General features: G+C 64.6%; 21 protein-coding genes. 14 read left to right on the top strand and 7 right to left on the bottom strand.

Annotated elements, in window-relative coordinates:
• On the bottom strand, positions 1–1385 hold a 1385-nt coding region (locus MFF30_RS10780; RefSeq protein WP_238279374.1), incomplete at its 3' end, for a methyl-accepting chemotaxis protein.
• Between the two features lie 405 nt (positions 1386–1790).
• Between MFF30_RS10780 and MFF30_RS10775 the strand changes: the two genes are divergently transcribed.
• Both MFF30_RS10775 and MFF30_RS25960 read left to right on the top strand, forming a co-directional pair.
• Positions 1791–2612, top strand: a complete 822-nt coding sequence (locus MFF30_RS10775) for a hypothetical protein (protein ID WP_238279373.1) — start codon at positions 1791–1793, stop codon at positions 2610–2612.
• Positions 2548–2724, top strand: a complete 177-nt coding sequence (locus MFF30_RS25960; protein WP_283205885.1) for a hypothetical protein — start codon at positions 2548–2550, stop codon at positions 2722–2724. Before MFF30_RS10775 ends, MFF30_RS25960 begins: the two co-directional genes overlap by 65 nt.
• Before the next feature lie 73 nt (positions 2725–2797).
• Here MFF30_RS25960 and MFF30_RS10770 read toward each other — a convergent pair whose 3' ends face one another.
• Positions 2798–3253 (bottom strand): hypothetical protein, encoded by a 456-nt coding sequence (locus MFF30_RS10770; RefSeq protein WP_238279372.1) that lies wholly within the window; start codon positions 3251–3253, stop codon positions 2798–2800.
• Positions 3254–3368: 115 nt separating this feature from the next.
• Between MFF30_RS10770 and MFF30_RS10765 the strand changes: the two genes are divergently transcribed.
• The 7 genes from MFF30_RS10765 to MFF30_RS10735 all read left to right on the top strand — a co-directional run bounded on the left by MFF30_RS10765 (position 3369) and on the right by MFF30_RS10735 (position 9106).
• Positions 3369–3587 carry a helix-turn-helix domain-containing protein gene (locus tag MFF30_RS10765; RefSeq protein ID WP_238279370.1) on the top strand — a complete coding sequence of 73 codons (219 nt, stop codon included), beginning with the start codon at positions 3369–3371 and terminating at the stop codon, positions 3585–3587.
• A 105-nt stretch (positions 3588–3692) separates the two neighbouring features.
• Positions 3693–3890: a hypothetical protein gene (locus tag MFF30_RS10760; protein WP_238279369.1), complete on the top strand. Its 198-nt coding sequence runs from the start codon at positions 3693–3695 to the stop codon at positions 3888–3890.
• 256 nt (positions 3891–4146) lie between these two features.
• The gene (locus MFF30_RS10755) at positions 4147–4431 is read left to right on the top strand and encodes a hypothetical protein (RefSeq protein WP_238279368.1); all 285 of its coding nucleotides are present in this window, start codon (positions 4147–4149) and stop codon (positions 4429–4431) included.
• Positions 4432–4433: 2 nt separating this feature from the next.
• Complete coding sequence (locus MFF30_RS10750) at positions 4434–4682, top strand: hypothetical protein (protein WP_238279366.1); 249 nt, start codon at positions 4434–4436, stop codon at positions 4680–4682.
• A gap of 182 nt (positions 4683–4864) precedes the next feature.
• A complete protein-coding gene (locus MFF30_RS10745; RefSeq protein WP_238279365.1) occupies positions 4865–8089 on the top strand; it encodes a DNA-primase RepB domain-containing protein in 3225 nt (1074 codons plus the stop codon).
• Between the two features lie 154 nt (positions 8090–8243).
• On the top strand, positions 8244–8609 hold the full coding sequence (locus tag MFF30_RS10740) for a hypothetical protein (protein ID WP_238279364.1): 366 nt from the start codon (positions 8244–8246) through the stop codon (positions 8607–8609).
• Positions 8610–8884: 275 nt separating this feature from the next.
• Positions 8885–9106: a hypothetical protein gene (locus MFF30_RS10735; protein WP_238279362.1), complete on the top strand. Its 222-nt coding sequence runs from the start codon at positions 8885–8887 to the stop codon at positions 9104–9106.
• 62 nt (positions 9107–9168) lie between these two features.
• Here MFF30_RS10735 and MFF30_RS10730 read toward each other — a convergent pair whose 3' ends face one another.
• Complete coding sequence (locus MFF30_RS10730; RefSeq protein WP_238279361.1) at positions 9169–9438, bottom strand: hypothetical protein; 270 nt, start codon at positions 9436–9438, stop codon at positions 9169–9171.
• A gap of 153 nt (positions 9439–9591) precedes the next feature.
• On the opposite strand from MFF30_RS10730, the gene MFF30_RS10725 reads away from it, so the two are divergent.
• Positions 9592–9939 (top strand): hypothetical protein, encoded by a 348-nt coding sequence (locus MFF30_RS10725; protein WP_238279360.1) that lies wholly within the window; start codon positions 9592–9594, stop codon positions 9937–9939.
• Between the two features lie 5 nt (positions 9940–9944).
• Here the strand turns inward: MFF30_RS10725 and MFF30_RS10720 are convergent, their stop codons facing one another.
• Positions 9945–10274 (bottom strand): GCG_CRPN prefix-to-repeats domain-containing protein, encoded by a 330-nt coding sequence (locus MFF30_RS10720; RefSeq protein WP_238279359.1) that lies wholly within the window; start codon positions 10272–10274, stop codon positions 9945–9947.
• A gap of 143 nt (positions 10275–10417) precedes the next feature.
• Between MFF30_RS10720 and MFF30_RS10715 the strand changes: the two genes are divergently transcribed.
• From MFF30_RS10715 to MFF30_RS10700, 4 genes are all read left to right on the top strand, one after another.
• Positions 10418–10636, top strand: coding sequence for a hypothetical protein (locus tag MFF30_RS10715; RefSeq protein ID WP_238279358.1), 219 nt, complete (start codon positions 10418–10420; stop codon positions 10634–10636).
• Between the two features lie 486 nt (positions 10637–11122).
• Positions 11123–11503 carry a hypothetical protein gene (locus tag MFF30_RS10710; RefSeq protein WP_238279357.1) on the top strand — a complete coding sequence of 127 codons (381 nt, stop codon included), beginning with the start codon at positions 11123–11125 and terminating at the stop codon, positions 11501–11503.
• A gap of 23 nt (positions 11504–11526) precedes the next feature.
• Positions 11527–11775: a hypothetical protein gene (locus MFF30_RS10705; protein WP_238279356.1), complete on the top strand. Its 249-nt coding sequence runs from the start codon at positions 11527–11529 to the stop codon at positions 11773–11775.
• A complete protein-coding gene (locus tag MFF30_RS10700) occupies positions 11775–13553 on the top strand; it encodes a phage tail tape measure protein (protein ID WP_238279355.1) in 1779 nt (592 codons plus the stop codon). The genes MFF30_RS10705 and MFF30_RS10700 overlap by 1 nt, the downstream gene beginning before the upstream one ends.
• A 6-nt stretch (positions 13554–13559) precedes the next feature.
• Here MFF30_RS10700 and MFF30_RS10695 read toward each other — a convergent pair whose 3' ends face one another.
• The 3 genes from MFF30_RS10695 to MFF30_RS10685 form a co-directional block, all read right to left on the bottom strand.
• The gene (locus MFF30_RS10695; protein WP_373320880.1) at positions 13560–14282 is read right to left on the bottom strand and encodes a thermonuclease family protein; all 723 of its coding nucleotides are present in this window, start codon (positions 14280–14282) and stop codon (positions 13560–13562) included.
• The gene (locus MFF30_RS10690; protein ID WP_238279353.1) at positions 14279–14581 is read right to left on the bottom strand and encodes a hypothetical protein; all 303 of its coding nucleotides are present in this window, start codon (positions 14579–14581) and stop codon (positions 14279–14281) included. The genes MFF30_RS10695 and MFF30_RS10690 overlap by 4 nt, the downstream gene beginning before the upstream one ends.
• A 660-nt stretch (positions 14582–15241) precedes the next feature.
• On the bottom strand, positions 15242–16009 hold the full coding sequence (locus MFF30_RS10685) for a hypothetical protein (RefSeq protein WP_238279352.1): 768 nt from the start codon (positions 16007–16009) through the stop codon (positions 15242–15244).
• Positions 16010–16060 lie beyond the last annotated feature (51 nt).

Below are 16060 nucleotides of genomic sequence, written 5' to 3'. Positions count from 1 at the left end.
GCCTCGATGGTGGCGTTCAAGGCAAGGAGATTGATCTGCTGAGCGATGTCCGTGATCATCGTGGCAACGCCACTCATCGACTGGGCCGCGGCCCGCAGCCGCTCGGTGGCAGCATCCGCTTCCCCGGCCCGGCCATGAATGTCGTCTACGACGGTTTTGGACTGAGCCATGCTGCGGGAGATCTGCAGCGCAGAGGCGTTCATGGCGTCAGCCGCATCCGTGACGGCCTGGACGTTATCGAGGGTACGCTCGGCGGCCTCAACAGCGACGGAGCGCGCCTCCATGTTGGCGGTGACGTTGGTAGCGTATTTGACGATCTTGGTCAGCCGGCCGGTGGGATCGAAGATCGGGTTGTAGCTCGCCTGGATCCAGACCGATCGCCCACCCTTGCCGAAGCGCTGGAACATGCCCGACGAGAACTGACCGCCGCGCAGGCGATCCCAGAACGCCGCGTAATCCGGCGTCTGCGCGTAGCCAGGCTCCACGAACATCGCGTGCGGTCGTCCCCGGATCTCTTCGATCCTGTAGCCGAGCGCCGCCAGAAAGTTAGCATTGGCGTCCAGGATCGTCGCGTCGGGCGCGAACTCGATCACCGCCTGAGACCGATTGACGGCCGCCAGCTGCCCCATCGCATCGGCGACATGCAGTTTCTGCGCGGTGATGTCGGAAGCGAACTTTACCACCTTGATCGGCACCCCATCCCGGTCCCGGATCGAATTGTAGGTAGCCTGGATCCAGATCTCGCGCCCGCCCTTGGCGATGCGCTTGAACTCGCCCGAGCGGAACTCTCCGCGGCCGAGATCCGCCCAAAACTCGCGATACGCAGTTCCCTCGCGTTCGGTCAGGTCCACGAACAGGCTGTGATGGCGCCCCACCACCTCGTCATGCGTGTAGCCTACCGCGGACAGGAAGTTGGCGTTGGCGTCCAGGATCGTGCCGTCGAGGGCAAATTCGATCACGGCCTGCGACCGCTGCAGGGCTTCGAGCTGCCCGTCATGGTCGATGTTGCGCATCACCTGTGCGGTGACATCGGTGGCGAGTTTAACCACCCGGGTCACGCGCCCGGCGCGATCAAGGACAGGATTGTAGGTGGCCTGGATCCAGACTTCGCGGCCACTTTTTGCAAACCGCTTGAACTCGCGTGTTTGCGGCTCGCCGCGGCGCAAGGCCGCCCAGAACGCGCGATAGGCCTCGCTGGCTTGCTCCGCGGGGGAGACGAAGCGCGCGTGGTTTTGTCCCTTCACCTCGGGCAGGGTGTAGCCCATTAGCTCAAGGAAGAGGCTATTGGCGGTAAGCACCGTACCGTCAGGCGTAAATTCGATGCGGGCCCTGGACCTGTCTATAGCCGCCATCAGGGCGCGCAGATCAGCATCGAAGAACGGCACGGTTGTACTCTCCCGAGGCGGCGGCCCGACTTTGCCCCTCTGTTAGGAGACTATGGTTAAGCGATAACGAAGCTACTCCTGAGGCCGCTTCAACATCGCGTGTCCAAAGGTAGACTCACGCTCAGTTTCATTCGCTAACCCGCTAGCCACCTGCTGCGGATTTACAATCCGCGACCTGACGGCCAAGAAGCAGACCCCCTTCTCCTGGGGCAAGTGGACCGGGCGCCGCGACGCCAAGAAGGGCCGCGCCCTGGACTTCTGACGGGGTCCGGACCGGGATGGGCTGATAACCGGGAGTTATCATGCCCTGGACTAGTATTTGATTGAACCGAGGTTACTTTTCGCAGTTTCATACCGTATACTCTCGACCGCAACGGGATAACCTTCGTTCGGGAGAAGCTTGTTTTGAGCAGACGCGAACTCGATCAGGAGTCAGAGCAGGCGCCTGCCTCAAAATATCAGAAGCGGCAACCAACGAAACAGGAGGCGGCCGCGATAGACAAGGCTGTCGCTTATTGCCGGAACCGAACACAGCCCCTCGCCTACGAGATATCGAGGATGGAAGGGGGCGACATCAAGATCAAGATCCCCCACGACAACCCCGGTGGCTTCATGGCTCAGGAACGGGCCACCTTCGGGACCGTGTCCGAGGAGTTCGCCCGCCGTGCCTCTGCCGACATCGGCGACATCGTGCGGAACCATGGCGAGAAGCTACCCTCTCCGAACAACATGAACGCTGGGATCGCCGCCGTCGCCGGGATCGAGCCCCAGAACGAGCATGAGGCCATGCTGGCGGTCCAGATGGTGGGCACCCACTCGGTCGCGATGGACATGCTGTCCCGTGCCAAGCAGGCGAACGGCACCGACCATCTGGAGCGATATGGCACCCTCGCGGTGAAGCTCCTGCGGACATACACGGCGCAGATCGAGGCCCTGGCAAAGCTTCGTCGTGGTGGTGAGCAGAAGGTTCGCGTCAAGCACGTGCACGTCTACCAGGGCGGTCAGGCGATCGTCGGCAACGTCACCACCGGCAAGGGTGGGGGGCTCCTCGAAAACGGAAACCAACCTCATGCACTCACTGGACCGGCAGCCTTCGCCCTTTCGGATGGCACAGCGGTGCTGCGCGAAGACCCGAGCCGGGACCCCGTGCCAGTCGCCGGCCGTGAACGGGAAGGCCAGGTGCCGGATGCACGGCGGCGCCCGAGGAAGCGGCGCGCCGAGGGGTGAGCGGAACGGGGCGTATCGGACGGGCCTCTATGTCGCCGAGGCGGTGGCCACGCGGCGTATGGCCAGAGAGACGCTGGCGAATGCGCGAGCCTTCTTATCGGATCTCTCGTGACAGGCGCACGCGCGCGTAGACTGGTGCGGACTGTGCGGGCACCTGTAGGTCCCGGCGTCGCAGACTTCTACGACTACTCCGTGTCGAAGACACCGAAGCGGAGAGGCAGAGCCGTAATCAACTCCTCCATCATCCGGCGACGGTCCTGCTCAGGCACATCGTTGATGGGCGTGTCTGCCTTGATGCCAAGCTTCATCCTAATCCCCCTCAGCTTTTCACCAATGAACCAGCTAAACTCAAAGTTCTCGCGGCCGCCACACATACCCTCCAAGCGGCGAAGCTCCGACTGAGCAGAAAAGTTTTCTCTTTCCCACTCTAGATAGTTATCTATACATGATATTACGAACGACTCTTCAATCCTTTTTTCTATTTCTTCGCTCATAGAGCGTCCAGAAATTTCGGCAGCTTGCATCAGTTGATCTTTACGTGCCTCACCGAGGCGGAACATGACATTTAATCGCTTGCCCTGCTCAGGGTTCTTCAGCGGTCGGCCAATCCGCTTCCTGTCATCCCTGCCCCCCTGCGTCATTGCCTATCTCCAAAGCCCCTTCTCTTTCCGCAATAGGATCATTGCGGTATCTTGACAAGCGCCTCGTTCCCTATCATCACTTTCCGCAATGATTTCATTGATGAAAGGTTGGAGGATGAGGGACGACATACTGGAAGTCCTGACCAAGCCAACGGTTGATGTGGTTCTGGCCGGACGAGTTTTGGGGATTGGCAAAGCGGCGGCCTACCGGGCTCGCGAAGCCGGAGACATCCCGTCCATAAAAATAGGCGGCAAGTTTCGTGTCCCGACCTCGAAGCTTCGCGAGATGCTGGCGCTGCCGGCCACCCAGGCCCTGGCGGCCACTGCCGACTGAATTCCGCCGCTGGCGGGATCGGCCCGCCGGCTCCTGAAGCGCCCTATCGGGCATGAGAAACCCCGGTCGCGTTCGCAGCGCGCCGGGGTCAGGAAGTCTCAGTTGATGCACCTGACCTATACTCCCCAGCGCTCCGTTGGGCAATCGAAATCCGTCATCCCGATGCCGTCCCACGACGGCCCACAGCCCGAGGAGCTTCGCGCTCGGCGGCTGCAAACCCGTTTCGCCTACAGCCCCGAGGTGGCCAGCCAGATCGCTGCCTTGGCCTACGGGGTGAGCGAGAAACTGGAGCGTCGCGTTTGAGCGCCGCCCCGCACGCCTCCTCGGACCCAGCGCCGGCAGTGCCCCGCGCGCCCGACCTGAACGGTCCCATCGCTGACGCGATCGGCGAGGCCATGCACGCTGCTGCGAACTATGCCGACACCGCAGGGCGGTTCGCGGAGATGCGAGACCTGCGCGGCCTGTCCTACGCCGTGCGATCCGCTGCTGCATGTGTCGGGACCGCCGCCGAATTACTCTCGGAACTGACTGCCTCCTCTCGCAAGGGAGGGACGCGCGGATGAAGGCGTTCCACGAGCTTTTCGGCGACGATCGGGAATGGGCGCTCGATAACAGCCTGCGCCGGTTCCGCGTCCGGTGTAGCCGCCTCGGCGACCTGCCCCAACGCGACCACTACCCGCCCGACTGGATCACTATCGTCCGCCTGAGCGACGGCTTCCGCATGGTTCTGACCGAACGGTGCCTGCGCTCGGGCGAGCCTTTCGAGGATACCGACTGGTACGCCGCGCGGCGCCTGGGACTCGTCAACGAGAACCGCCGGGCGCGCGGGCAGCAGGAGGTCTGACCATGGGCCAGATCGTCCCGTTCGCTCCCGTGCGCCTCGTCCGCGTCTTCCCGAACTTCGGCGCCTGGACGGTCCTGCTCATCAGGAAGGGCAAGCGTAACCAGCGTCTCGGCACCTACAGCGACAAGCGGGTTGCCGTGAGCACCGCAGCCAGGGTGTGCCGGATCGAGGGCATTCCCTCACCGGTCGTCATCGAGCTCGACCCGATCACGAGGGAATGGTCGCTCACCGAAGGGCCGGGCGTTGCATGAGCGAGGGGACCACGCTCGCCCCCGACCCCATCGCCGTTCGTGCCTTCGCGGAGCGGCTGAACTTCCACGTCGCGGCAGCCTTCGCGGGCTACCACGACCCCGGCCTGATGCAGCTTGTCGCTATCCATCCGGCTAGCGAAGCGACGCTGACCTTCCCGTTTAAAATCGGGGAGGTGAACTACATGGTGGCCGAGGCCATCCGGCAGGCCGAGAGCGGACATAACGTCTACGTCGAGGCCCGCACCGTGCAGAGCGGGGTCAAGCGCGGCAAGCGGGGCGGCATCGCCGACACCGTGGGCGTATTCGGCCTCGTGAACGACGCCGACGCCGACAAGGGTAAGGCCGGGCGGCTCAGCGTCGAGCCGTCGTTCGTCATCGAGACCAGCCCCGGCAACGCTCACCACTGGCTCTTGCTGGACCGCCCGTTGGGCGCGCAGCAGGCCCAGGAGCTTGGCGCCGCGATCCGGGCGCAGGGTGGCGCCGACTCCGCGTCGGGCGTCATCACGCAGCCTTATCGCATCCCTGGCACCCCGAACTATCCGGGGCGGCTCAAGCTCGCCCGAGGCCGCACGGCGGTGGCAACCAGCATCGTCAGCCTGGACGGTAAGGTGTGGTCAGCGGCCGAGCTACAGGCCGCGTTCCCAAGTCAGCCGAAGCCCCAGGTCGAGCGCCGCGAACGCGCGGCCGGCGCCAGCGGGATCACCAGCCCCCGCGTCGAAGACGTGGTGTCCGAGATCGGGGGCGACCGCTCGTCCCGGTTCTATGCCGCCGTGGCCTTCGCCTTCAAAGACGGCCTGATGCAGGACGATCTTGAGGTCCTGATGCGCCAGTACCCGGAAGGGTGCGGCGGCAAATATCTGGAGCCGTATGACCGCCTCGCGCGCGAGATCGATCGTGCGTGGGAGAAGGTGGCGACGAACACCGACGCGGTTCAGGAGGCCGCCACAACGCCCGCCTACGCCGATGGATCGAGCCCTATCGAGGAGGCGCGCCGCGCAGTTCAAGCCGGGGTGCAGCACTTCATCGAGACGGCCGAGGCGTACCGGCTCGCGGGCGACCCTGAGGCCGACCCCCCGGTTCAAGCCCTCGCCGTCACGACCGGCGTCGGAAAGACCCGCGCCACAGCCCGCGCCGTCGCGGCCTACGTCATCGGCCGGCGCGACAGCGGCACCCCGGCCAAGCCGATCCTGTACGCGGTCCCGACGCACCGCCTGGGCGACGAGATCGAGGCGCAGTTCGCGGAGCAGGGCGTTTCGGCTCGTGTGTTCCGGGGCAGGCAGGCCGACGATCCGAGCCGACCGGGCGAAACCATGTGCGACGACCTGGAAGCCGTCAGCATCGCCCTGAGCATGGGGGGCGGCTCGTCCGTGACTAAGATGTGCTGCCGGGCGAAGCTGGACGACGGCACCGAAGCGCAGTGCCAGTTCTACGGGACGTGCTCCTATCAGGCCCAGGTCACGACCCAGCCCGAGGTCTGGATCGTCGCGCACCAACTCCTCTTCAGCGCCGGGACCGCCCTCGGCAAGGTCGAATTCGTGATCGTGGACGAAGGGTTCTGGCAGACCGGCATCCGCATCCCGAAGCGCGGGCTTACCCTCGATGAGATCGGATCGGCGGTGGATTCGAAGGGGGCCGCACAGGACTACCTGGCGAACGATGTCGAGGTGTACCGCGCCCAACTCGCACGAGCCCTGAAGCGGCAGGGACAGCCAGGCGGCGTGCGCCGCACCGACCTCGTGGCCGAGGGCCTGGACGTTGACCGCTGCACCGCCGCCATCTCGGCCGAATGGAAGCTCAAGGACAAGGTTGCGATTTACCCCGGCATGTCCCGGCCCGAGCGCCGGATTGCCGCCAGGGCGGCCGAGCAGGCCCGGCACGCGCAAGCCTTCATCGGCCTTTGGATCGCCGCCCGTGGCGTCCTCTATGATGAGACGATCGAGGTTTCCGGCCGGCTCTACATCGACACCCGTGACGACGAGGACGGGCGCGTGTTGGTTGCCAAGGCCCGCAGCCTCAAGAGCATCCCGAAGCACTGGCACTGCCCGACGCTGATCCTCGATGCGACACTGCCCAGCCTCGAAATCCTACAGGCGTTCTACCCGCAGGTTCAGCCGGCGCCGGCCATCGAAGCCGCCATGCCCCACGCCCGCGTCCGCTACGTCACCGACGCGCCGACCTCGGCCAACAAGCTGAAGCCCGACGAGGACGGCACCGGCAACCGGAACCTACGGTCCGTCCGACGCGAGATCCTGCGCCGCTTCATGGAGCTAGGTCGCGTGCCCGTCCTTGTGATCGCGCAGAAGGCCGTCGCGGAATGGCTGCGGGGGAGCGGCCTACCCGCTAGCATCAGCACCGAGCACTTCAACAACGTCGCCGGCCTGGACCAGTACCGCAACGTGCGGGGCCTGATCGTCGTCGGGCGCACCCTGCCCGCTCCCGCTGCCGTCGAGGCGCTGGCCGGCGCCATCACTGGCCGGGACATCGAGAAGGCAGAGCCCTGGTATCCGAAGCCGGTTCGGGGCCTGCGCACCCGTGACGGCTCGGTGGCCGGCATGGAGTGCGAGACCCACCCCGATCCCGTAGCGGACGCCTGCCGTTGGCAGATTTGCGAGGGCGAGTTGATGCAGGCCATCGGCCGCGCCCGTGGCGTCAACCGAACCGCTGCCGCCCCCCTCGCCATCGACATCATCGCCAACGTCGTCCTGCCGCTGACGGTGGACGTAGCCGAGCCCTGGAACCCCGCAGGGGAGGAGATCGAGATGCAGATTGAGGGCATCGTTCTCGATAGCGGCGCCGATATGGCTGCCGCATGGCCCGAACTCTGGCCGACCCCAGAGGCCGCCCGGAAATGGCTGAGTCGCCGCCCAGCGGGTCAAATTCACACCGTGACAGAACCCTATAAGGAAGACTTTTATATAGGGTTTCGTCACGGTGTGAGGTTTCGCTACCAGCGGCCCGGCGCCCGCCAGAAATGGCGTACCGGAGCCTTCGACCCCGCCGTTGTTCCTGACCCTCGGGCATGGCTGGAAAGCCGCCTCGGCCCGCTTGCCGCCTTCCATATCTCTGAGACTGCGCAGCCCGACGCTGCGCCCGCTAGCCCGCCACCGCTGCACGCCGACCGACTCGCCGCCGACATCAAGGCTCGGCTCCGCGCGCGTCACCAGCAGGGCCCCGCTACCCTGCGGCCAGCCGCCGAATACGCCCCTGAACTAGTCGCCCGCTACCGCACCGTCTCGGCGGCACCGCCTGAGCCCTTCCGACCGGCGCCGGTCAAGGCCACGGTCGCGCGCTTCGACCCCCGCGTCCCGATCCGGTTCCCGCCGCTGATCGCGGGGCGGCTCGCGATGATGAAAGCGGCCGAGGCTGCGAACCGCCACACCCGCGCTGCGGAGACGGTCGAGCGATGATCTCACCTCACAATCAATGGGGGCCTTTCGCGGAGGGCATAGACCCCGCTGAGCAGCGCGCTGGACTCCGATCTCTGCGTGCTCTGACGAAGATCTACGTCGGCGTCCGCGCAGCGGATGCCCGCCTTGCCGCCTCTGCCCGAAAGGCCTGCACATGAAAAACCACCGCCCGATCGACGTCCTGTTGGGCCAAGCCGATCTCCGCTGCGTCGTCTGTGATATCTCCACGCGCGTCGGATGCGACTGCCACACGAAGTGTCGGTGCGGTTGGTTCTTCCGAAAGGGAGAGGCCTGCCGAAACCCGCACCATGCCTGCGAGAAGGCCGCTCGCGATGCAGGGGCTGCCATTGCCGGCAGCGTCCTCTTCGAGATCCGCCAGCATTATCCCGAGCCGATGAAGTATGCCTCCGGCGGGTTCAGAAAAACGTTGCAGGCCATCATTCAGCGCGAAGCCGCAGCGATGGTGCTGGAGATCCTAAGCGCTGCTCCCGATGCATCGAGAAGCCAGGTGCGATCATGATCCCGGTCGCTATTCAAGACCGACTCGCCAAGCTTCTGCCCCGTCTCGCCAGCGGCCATGATGGAGAGGTGGTCGCTACGGCTCGCGCGATCGGCCGGACGCTCGCTGCGGCAGGGCTCGACTGGCATGCCCTCGCGGCCGCTATCCAAGCCTCGCCTCATGGAGCATCCAAGACGGCTACGCCGAAGCGCTCCTCACCGCCGCCCGCCTCCACGGGCAGTGATCCTTCAGCATCTTGCAGCAGGCCAGGGATGCGATTGTGGGACACGCAAAGGGTGGAGCCCTGGTGCCGGGCTGCTAGCTACGCGCTCACCCTCGACTGGACGATGCCGAAGGCCTTCGGCGGCCGCTTCCTGACAAAGGCCGAGCGGGATCGTCTGAAGGTGTTCGAGCGCTCGGGCCGTGTCACTAACGCCGACGCGGCCTGGATTGAGGAGGTCGTGGCCCTCGCACACAAAGCCGCCGAGACGTGGCGTGCCAGGGGGAAAGCAGCGTGATCCCCGACACAAAAACGGCGAGGCTTTCGCCCCGCCGCCGGTCGTCTCAAGGGTCGAAGGGCTTAGCGCCTCGGGCCACCAGCGGTCTGGCCGTACTGCTGCACCACGAAGTTCGGCTGGTTGGCGTTGCCTTCCTGCGCCGAGTCGTGCCGGCGGCCATAGCCGATGGAGCCGGTGGTGATGTCGTCGTAGCTGCGGCCCTCAAGGCCACCGGGCGCCGTCACGGCGGTGACGCCAGCGGGAGCGGTGTAGCTCTGGGCCAGAGCAGGCGAAGCAATCGCGCTGACGCTCAGGACGACAGCAGCAACAGTAGAAGCGATACGAGTGTTCATGGCACAATCCACTTGGGTTTGCGCGGTCTCCGTCGAATGGCGGCTGGCCGTGACTTGTTCAGTGACCTTGATCTAGGCCCCCATCAGCCGGAACGCCGTGCCGTTTGGCACTCGCGCATCAAGCCAACACCTCACGTGCAGGAGCACGACTCCATGATCCGTTCACGAACGACCGTACCCATTTCCCCGGCTTCTCAAGAGCCGGCAGTTCACGCTGCTTCGCCTTGGCAGGAGGCCATCGTGCCGATTGCGGACGCCCTACTGAGCCTTGTCTCCGCTGTTGAGAGTGGGCCTACGACAGGCCCTGCTGTGAAGGCTTTCCAGGCCGCGATCCGGCGAAAGGGCGAGGAAGCCTCAGCAGCGGGCGGTAGCGAGGCCATGGAGGCAGCGCTGCGAATTGTCGCCAATGCCGCTCCTGACCGCGCTGAGCGCCGGGAAAGCATCATCGACAAGGCATGGGCAGGCTTAAACGGCTGGCGGCCCGAGGAGCACCAGCCGTGATGTCCTCAGTAGCCGTCGTAGAACCGCCTGGGCCGGTCGTACTCGTAGCCACCACGGCGACCGTAGCCATCTCCGTAGCCGTAGGGCCGTCCCTCGTAGAAACGGCGGGGTCCGCCGTAGCCACCATAGCCATAGCCCCGATCATTCGGCCGGCAGCGGCCCCACGGATTGGGATGGAAGCCGGGGCCGCAGCCTCCGGCCACGAACTCGACCACAGCGTCACCGCCGGTCTGTTCATAGGGGTCGAACGAGAGGTCAGCGGCTTTGGCCGACGTTGCCAGGCCGAGCCCGGCAGCCAGCACAGCAGCTATTCCCAGGACCTTCACGCGCATCATGACCTGAACCCTGTTGGCGTCCGGCCTTAACCTCGGCTGACCGGAGAAACCCAAGGCTGCGCCCCATGCGCTGAACCGATCCTGACAGAAGCGCGGCCGTTTCGTTCAGGCAGTTCCAGATCCATTTCACGAGGGCTACACGCATGACCTCATCCGAGCGCGCCGCCTACGACCTCGGCATCCGCGCCGCGATCGACGCCGCCCGCATCGTCGCGATCACCATCGAATGCGCCGACGACGCCAGCACCTTCCGCAAGCGCGTCACGGCCGAGGCCCTGGCCGCCTTCGCGGAGGCCGCCGAGGGCCTGAAGCTCGGCCCAGGTCGAGGCGCCGCCTCTTCGTCCGAACCTGAAAAAACCTGACGCCCCCTGAGTTTTCGGAAGCCGTATGAGGTCGAGGAAGTGCCGGCCTTTCCGGCAATGTTCCTGACCATTCGCGAGAGCAATCGTCCGCGCAGCAGCTTGAGACAAATGCGTGTCACGCATAGCTTCTCCGCCACTAAAAGCGTCGGGAAGCGCCTAAAAATATCTATAAACCACTGATGGCAACCTGCTCGATTTTGTAGGTATTCCGGATCAGCGCAAGACGTCTCGTAGTTCTCGTGAGACTCTGTCTTGCCTGATGGAGACCCACTTTGGCCGTCGCCTTCCCGAGCCATCTCTACATTCGAATAGACCGTGAGTTGCGCATGGTGCTTCAGGCAGTCGCCTCGAACAGGTCAGGGAATGTCAGCGATGTCGCTCGGCAGTACCTGCGCGATGGTCTTGAGCGCGCGACCGGCACGAAGATCCCTCTCCCTCCGAAATCCCGCTGTTCAGAGCAGCCACAGACCTGAGGAGACGCCCCACATGGCTACGGAACGAAAGATCGGTGGCGTCGTCTACCGCTGCGACAAGATCCCGGCCGAGCAATCGCTCAAGCTCTACATGCGCCTGAACCAAGTCTTCAAAGGTGACCAAGTCGTGTTGGGGACCATCGCTGCCAACGTCGATCGCCAGGGCGCCTTCCAGGCGTTCTTGCACGCCTCAATGAACAACGAGATCAACTCCGAGGATGCGGTTGCCTTCATCACCGACGCGGTCGGCCTGTGCAGTGTCGGTAGCGACCCTGCCATCCTTGGTGTGAAACCGAGCACGATGGATGACGCGGTTGAGGTGGCGTGGTTCGCGCTCGGAGTGCAGTTCCGGGATTTTATCGTCGCCGGCCTCGGCAAGATGGCGGAAGCGTAGGCCGGGACGGATCATCGCCGAAGATGCTCACACCACGCGAGATCAGCCGCATCGCCCCGAACCTGGAGCGGGAGATGCTGCCCTATCTGCTCCGCCCTACACCCTGCATGAGCGAACCGCCGCTCTGCACTCTGCACGAGCTTCGCACGATCTACACCCTTGATGATCTCGCTGACTTCCACGAGGTACTGGACCTGCGCGAGGCCGCCGGGGAGAAGGCCGCCCGCGTGGCCGAACGTGAGGCGCAAACCCGCAACCGAGGGCGCCGCTGATGGTCATCGAAGAACTTATCGCGAAGCTCGGGCTAAGGTTCTCCGGCGGCAACGACACCGCCAAATTCCTGCGCGAACTCGACAAAATCAAGCGGGCCAGCAAGGATCTCGGCAAAGGGTTCGACTTCAAGTTCGGCGGCAAGTCCGGCTTGGGTCGCATCACGGCCGACGCCGAGCGCGCGGCGCGTGCCTTCCGCAAGATGCGTGAGGAGGCTGCCCGCGCCGGCCGGGTTCGCTTCCCCGGCTTTGGTCCTGTTGGCCCAGGCGGTAGCACGCGACCAGGCGCGCGACCCGGCAGGGCAGCCGCAGCAGGGGCGGTCGCGGGTGGTGCCGGGGGCGGCACCGTCAGCGTGCTCGCGTCCCTCGGATCGGTCGTGGCAGCGCTCAACCGCTTCGGCACGCTGGAAGCCGCCCAAGTCGAGTTGGCTAAGACCACCGAGAAGACAAAGGAGCAGGTGCAGCCAGCCGTGGACCGGTTCCTCGTCTCAGGGCCGAAGTACGGAACGACAGCCAAATCCCTTGTCGGAGCGGCGAGCGCCTATGCGGCGGCCGGCGTCGATTACGACACGTCGATCGCCTCGGCAGAACTGACGGCCAAAGCCGCCAAGGCCGGATCGGTGGAGATCGACAAGGCTGCCCAGGCCGCCATCGTCTTCATGCAGAACCTCGGCGTGAAGGTTGAGCAGTTGGAGACGGCGTTCGACTACTCGATCAAGGGCGGCAAGCTCGGCAAGGCCGAGTTCAAGGAGTCGGCTGGCGTGATGCCGGAGTTGGCAGCGTCCGGCTCCAAGATTGGCTTGCAGGGCCTAACCGGCGTTCGCGACATCATCGCAGCCCTGACGGTAGTCCGGGAAGGTACGGCGACCACAGCCCAGGCAGCCGACTTCCTGCGCGACTTCATGGAGAAGATGTCCGCGCCGGTTACGGTGAAAGCGTTCAAGAAGGCCGGCATCGATATCGAGAAGGAATTGAAGGACGCCGACAAGAAGGGCGTGTCGCGCCTGGATCGGACCCTCGATCTGGCTGCCCGCTACTCGAAGGGTGACGCCTTCAAGGAAGCCGAACTGTTCGGGGATCTCCAGGCCCGCAACGCCATGAGCGGGCTTCTGAAGAAGCGCGACAAGTACGAGGAGTTCAAGGGCACGATTGAGCGCGAGGCGCCCGGCACGATGCAGGTTGACCTGGCCAAGTCGATGGACACCTTCAACAGCAGCCTGGAGCAGTTCGGCGCTACCATTGACCGGATTATGGTCGGGGTCGGTGGGGCGCTCGCGCCCGGCGCTCGGGCTGGACTAGAGATCGCCTCGGCCGGCGACCAAGCTCGGGTGGATGGCAAGGGCCAGACGCCGGGCGAGGCCAACGCCATGGTGGAGAAGCTGAACCGGCTTCTCGGCGCGCCGCCGACCTATCACGGTGTGCTCGGAGGCTACGGCGGCATCACCGCCAAGAGCTTCGAGGATCGGTTCGGCGCGGCTGCCCCTGATAAGCGCCCAACCTTCATGCGCGGCATGGGCAAAGGCATGACGGCACCGAGCTTCGGGTCCCTTGGTGACCGGGCTAACTGGATGGGCCAGGGCGCGGCAAAGGCTGCTGGCGTCACGAACACCTACGAGAACACAGGCAACGATCAACGCACGCAGAACGTGACGGTGAACCAGACGGTCAACGGCGTGCCGGGTGTCGCTGCCTCGGCCGCAGCGGGCGTCAAGGACGCCCTACGTTCGATGGGGCCTTCCATTGTGAAGGCCAACCCGACCGAAAACATCAGCAAGCCGTGATCTGGATCAGCCTCGCGGCGCCCGCCACCCCGCAGCCTTGGCTTCGTCTTCGGAGCAGAACATGCGCTCGCCGGACCTCTCGCTGATCCGAGTACGGTCGTAATCGCGTGAGCCGGGGACGTGGTAAACCTTCTCCCCCGCCCGCGAGATGTTGCCCTTGATGGCGCATCCGCCGGCCGGCGGGGCCTCAACCTGCTTGGTAGGGCCTGGGATCGGCCCGTCTGGGCCGCCAGGGGCAGCGAACCCCATCCCCATTGCGCGCTCCCCCTTCCGCCAATCGGCCGGCGTCGTAAACGATCCAGCCCAGATGCCCCTCTTCGTAGCCTTGGCCGTCGTTTCGGCCTGCACGTAATCGCTGGAGTACCGGCGGTAGGCGACGGCGTGACCCTGCGTCACCATCCAGCCGTTCAGGTCCTCGGGACCCTTGCGGCAGACAGCAACGGTTCGGCCGTATTTGTCGGTGTCGCGCGGTTCGCAGGAGATCGGGGATGTCCCAATCCTATCGGCCAAGGCGAGCGCTGCGACCTGGCCGCAGCGGTAGCTCTTACCGATAGCGTCCTGGCAAAGCTGAGCGCTCTCTGGCGCATCGATCCCATGAAGGCGGATCTTGATCGCGCCGATCACGACAGTGTCGCCATCGGTGACAGAGGCACGCCCAACGATCGGTTCGGCGGCCTGTGCAAGGTGGGGTACGGCCCAAAGAGTGAGCGCTAACCAGTCACTTCTCATCGACGGGCGCAGACCTTCAGTTGGTATGCCAGATCCTCCAGCGTCTGCGCATATTCCTTCGCAGCCGGCACGAGCTTCCGCCGTGCATCTTCCGCGCGGATCGCGGCAAGCTTGAACTCGGGGGTGCTGGCAATGGTGAGATCGATGACTCCCTTCGGGAGTGTGGATGAAGCGAAGTGGTCCATCGTCTCGCTGGCGGAACTGAATAGCTTGGCCGCCTCGGCGCATTCTGAAGGGGTCATCGGAGCCGCCAAGACTGGCGTCACAAGGAAGGCGAGGGCAGCGAGAACGTAGCGCATTTCTGAGACATGACGCGGCAATGCATCCGACGCAATGCATGGGAGGAGCAGGCAAGGCCTCTCCCGTTTTCGGCCTTCTCCTATACCGCTGGGACGATCTAGACCCCTCTTCCGCACCTTCGCGGCCGACGTAGATCCCAGCCTCTGTCTGGAAGGGGGCAGATGGGTCCTGACCCAATTCAACGGAATATGCGCGGCTGATAGGAAGGCGTCTCCAGGGCGGTTCCTATCGCGAGCATGGACACTCCCTGGAACTACCGAAGATCTTTTCATTTTCGGCCCCCCGTTAGTACTACGCACTCCTAACGTAAGTGAGCAATTGGACGGGTTTTTCCCTAACGCAAGGAAACAAAGTCCTAACGCTAGTAAGCATTCCCTCCTGGCGTTAGGGGTTCACTTACAGCCGTTAGGACCTTGCACCCTTACGTTAGGACTCGGCCTACAGACGTTAGGGATCTGCTTTTCCAGTCGTTAACCCGGCAACTCGCCACGCTGTCGTGACGACGTTACGGCAAGTTCTCGCCTTTATAACCATAGGTGGAATTCGACCACAGGCTTCACGTGAGAGCACTCCTGCTTCGCTCGGTTCACCGTTCGAGCAGATGCACTCGCCGCATGGCTGCGTCGATGGTGTCCAACTGGAGACGGTCGGGGGTCGCGCTATCGATGGGCAAATCTCTGCTGTTCCGGCAGCCGTTTGATCGGTTCCGCTGCAGAAATCGTCCCCAGAATTAACAACCTATCTGTGGGGCGCAGCGCTTTGCACCCTATCGCCTGGACTGGAGCTGCCGCCGAGTCGTTGGGCTGGGTGGGTCCGGTCTGATGCTCCTCCTGTGTGAAGCCACCCCGCTTTTGCTTGCCACCCCGCTTGATCCACGCCTGCCATTCGCGGCTGATGATGCGGATGATGTTCGGGTCGTTCTTCCGACCCACGTTGCGGCGCTCCTTCACCGTGATGAGCCCGTCCCCCTCAGCGAGGCGGATTGCCATCTGTGCCAGGCGGCGAGAGACTCCGGCCCGTGCCGCGATGGCATCGACGCAAAGGATGCACTCCTTCTTCGCGGCCACCTCGTCGGCGATGATGCGCAGAACGGCTCGCTGCCCTTCGGTGAAGCGGGCGGCAAGGGCCGGCGGCATGGGTCCGGAACAGGAGAGGAGCCGGCGCCGATCACGCGAGGCAAGGCGATCGGGCGAGACGGGCACCCGGCGGGGCGGAAACATGCTTCTGCGGATCGTGGGACCAAGGACAGGCCGGATAGCCTCTTTAATCGAGCTACGGCGCCCCTGGAGCCGTTCGGCGAGTTCCTGAGCCTCCTCGTCGGTCAGGGCGCCCGCGGCGTGCCCCTGCCAAAGCTGGCGGCCCGCCTCGTTCATCTGTGCGAACGTACGCGCAGCCTCGATCACGGCCTGCATTGCGGCGTGAAACATCGGTCCCGGTCCCTATTCGGGCCGCAGGCAGGCACAAGGCACGACTTCTCG

Origin of the sequence: Methylobacterium goesingense, assembly GCF_022179225.1 — a bacterium.
GTDB lineage: Bacteria > Pseudomonadota > Alphaproteobacteria > Rhizobiales > Beijerinckiaceae > Methylobacterium > Methylobacterium goesingense.
Note: the sequence above shows the minus strand (reverse complement) of the source record. Positions and strands in the feature narration are given on the sequence as shown.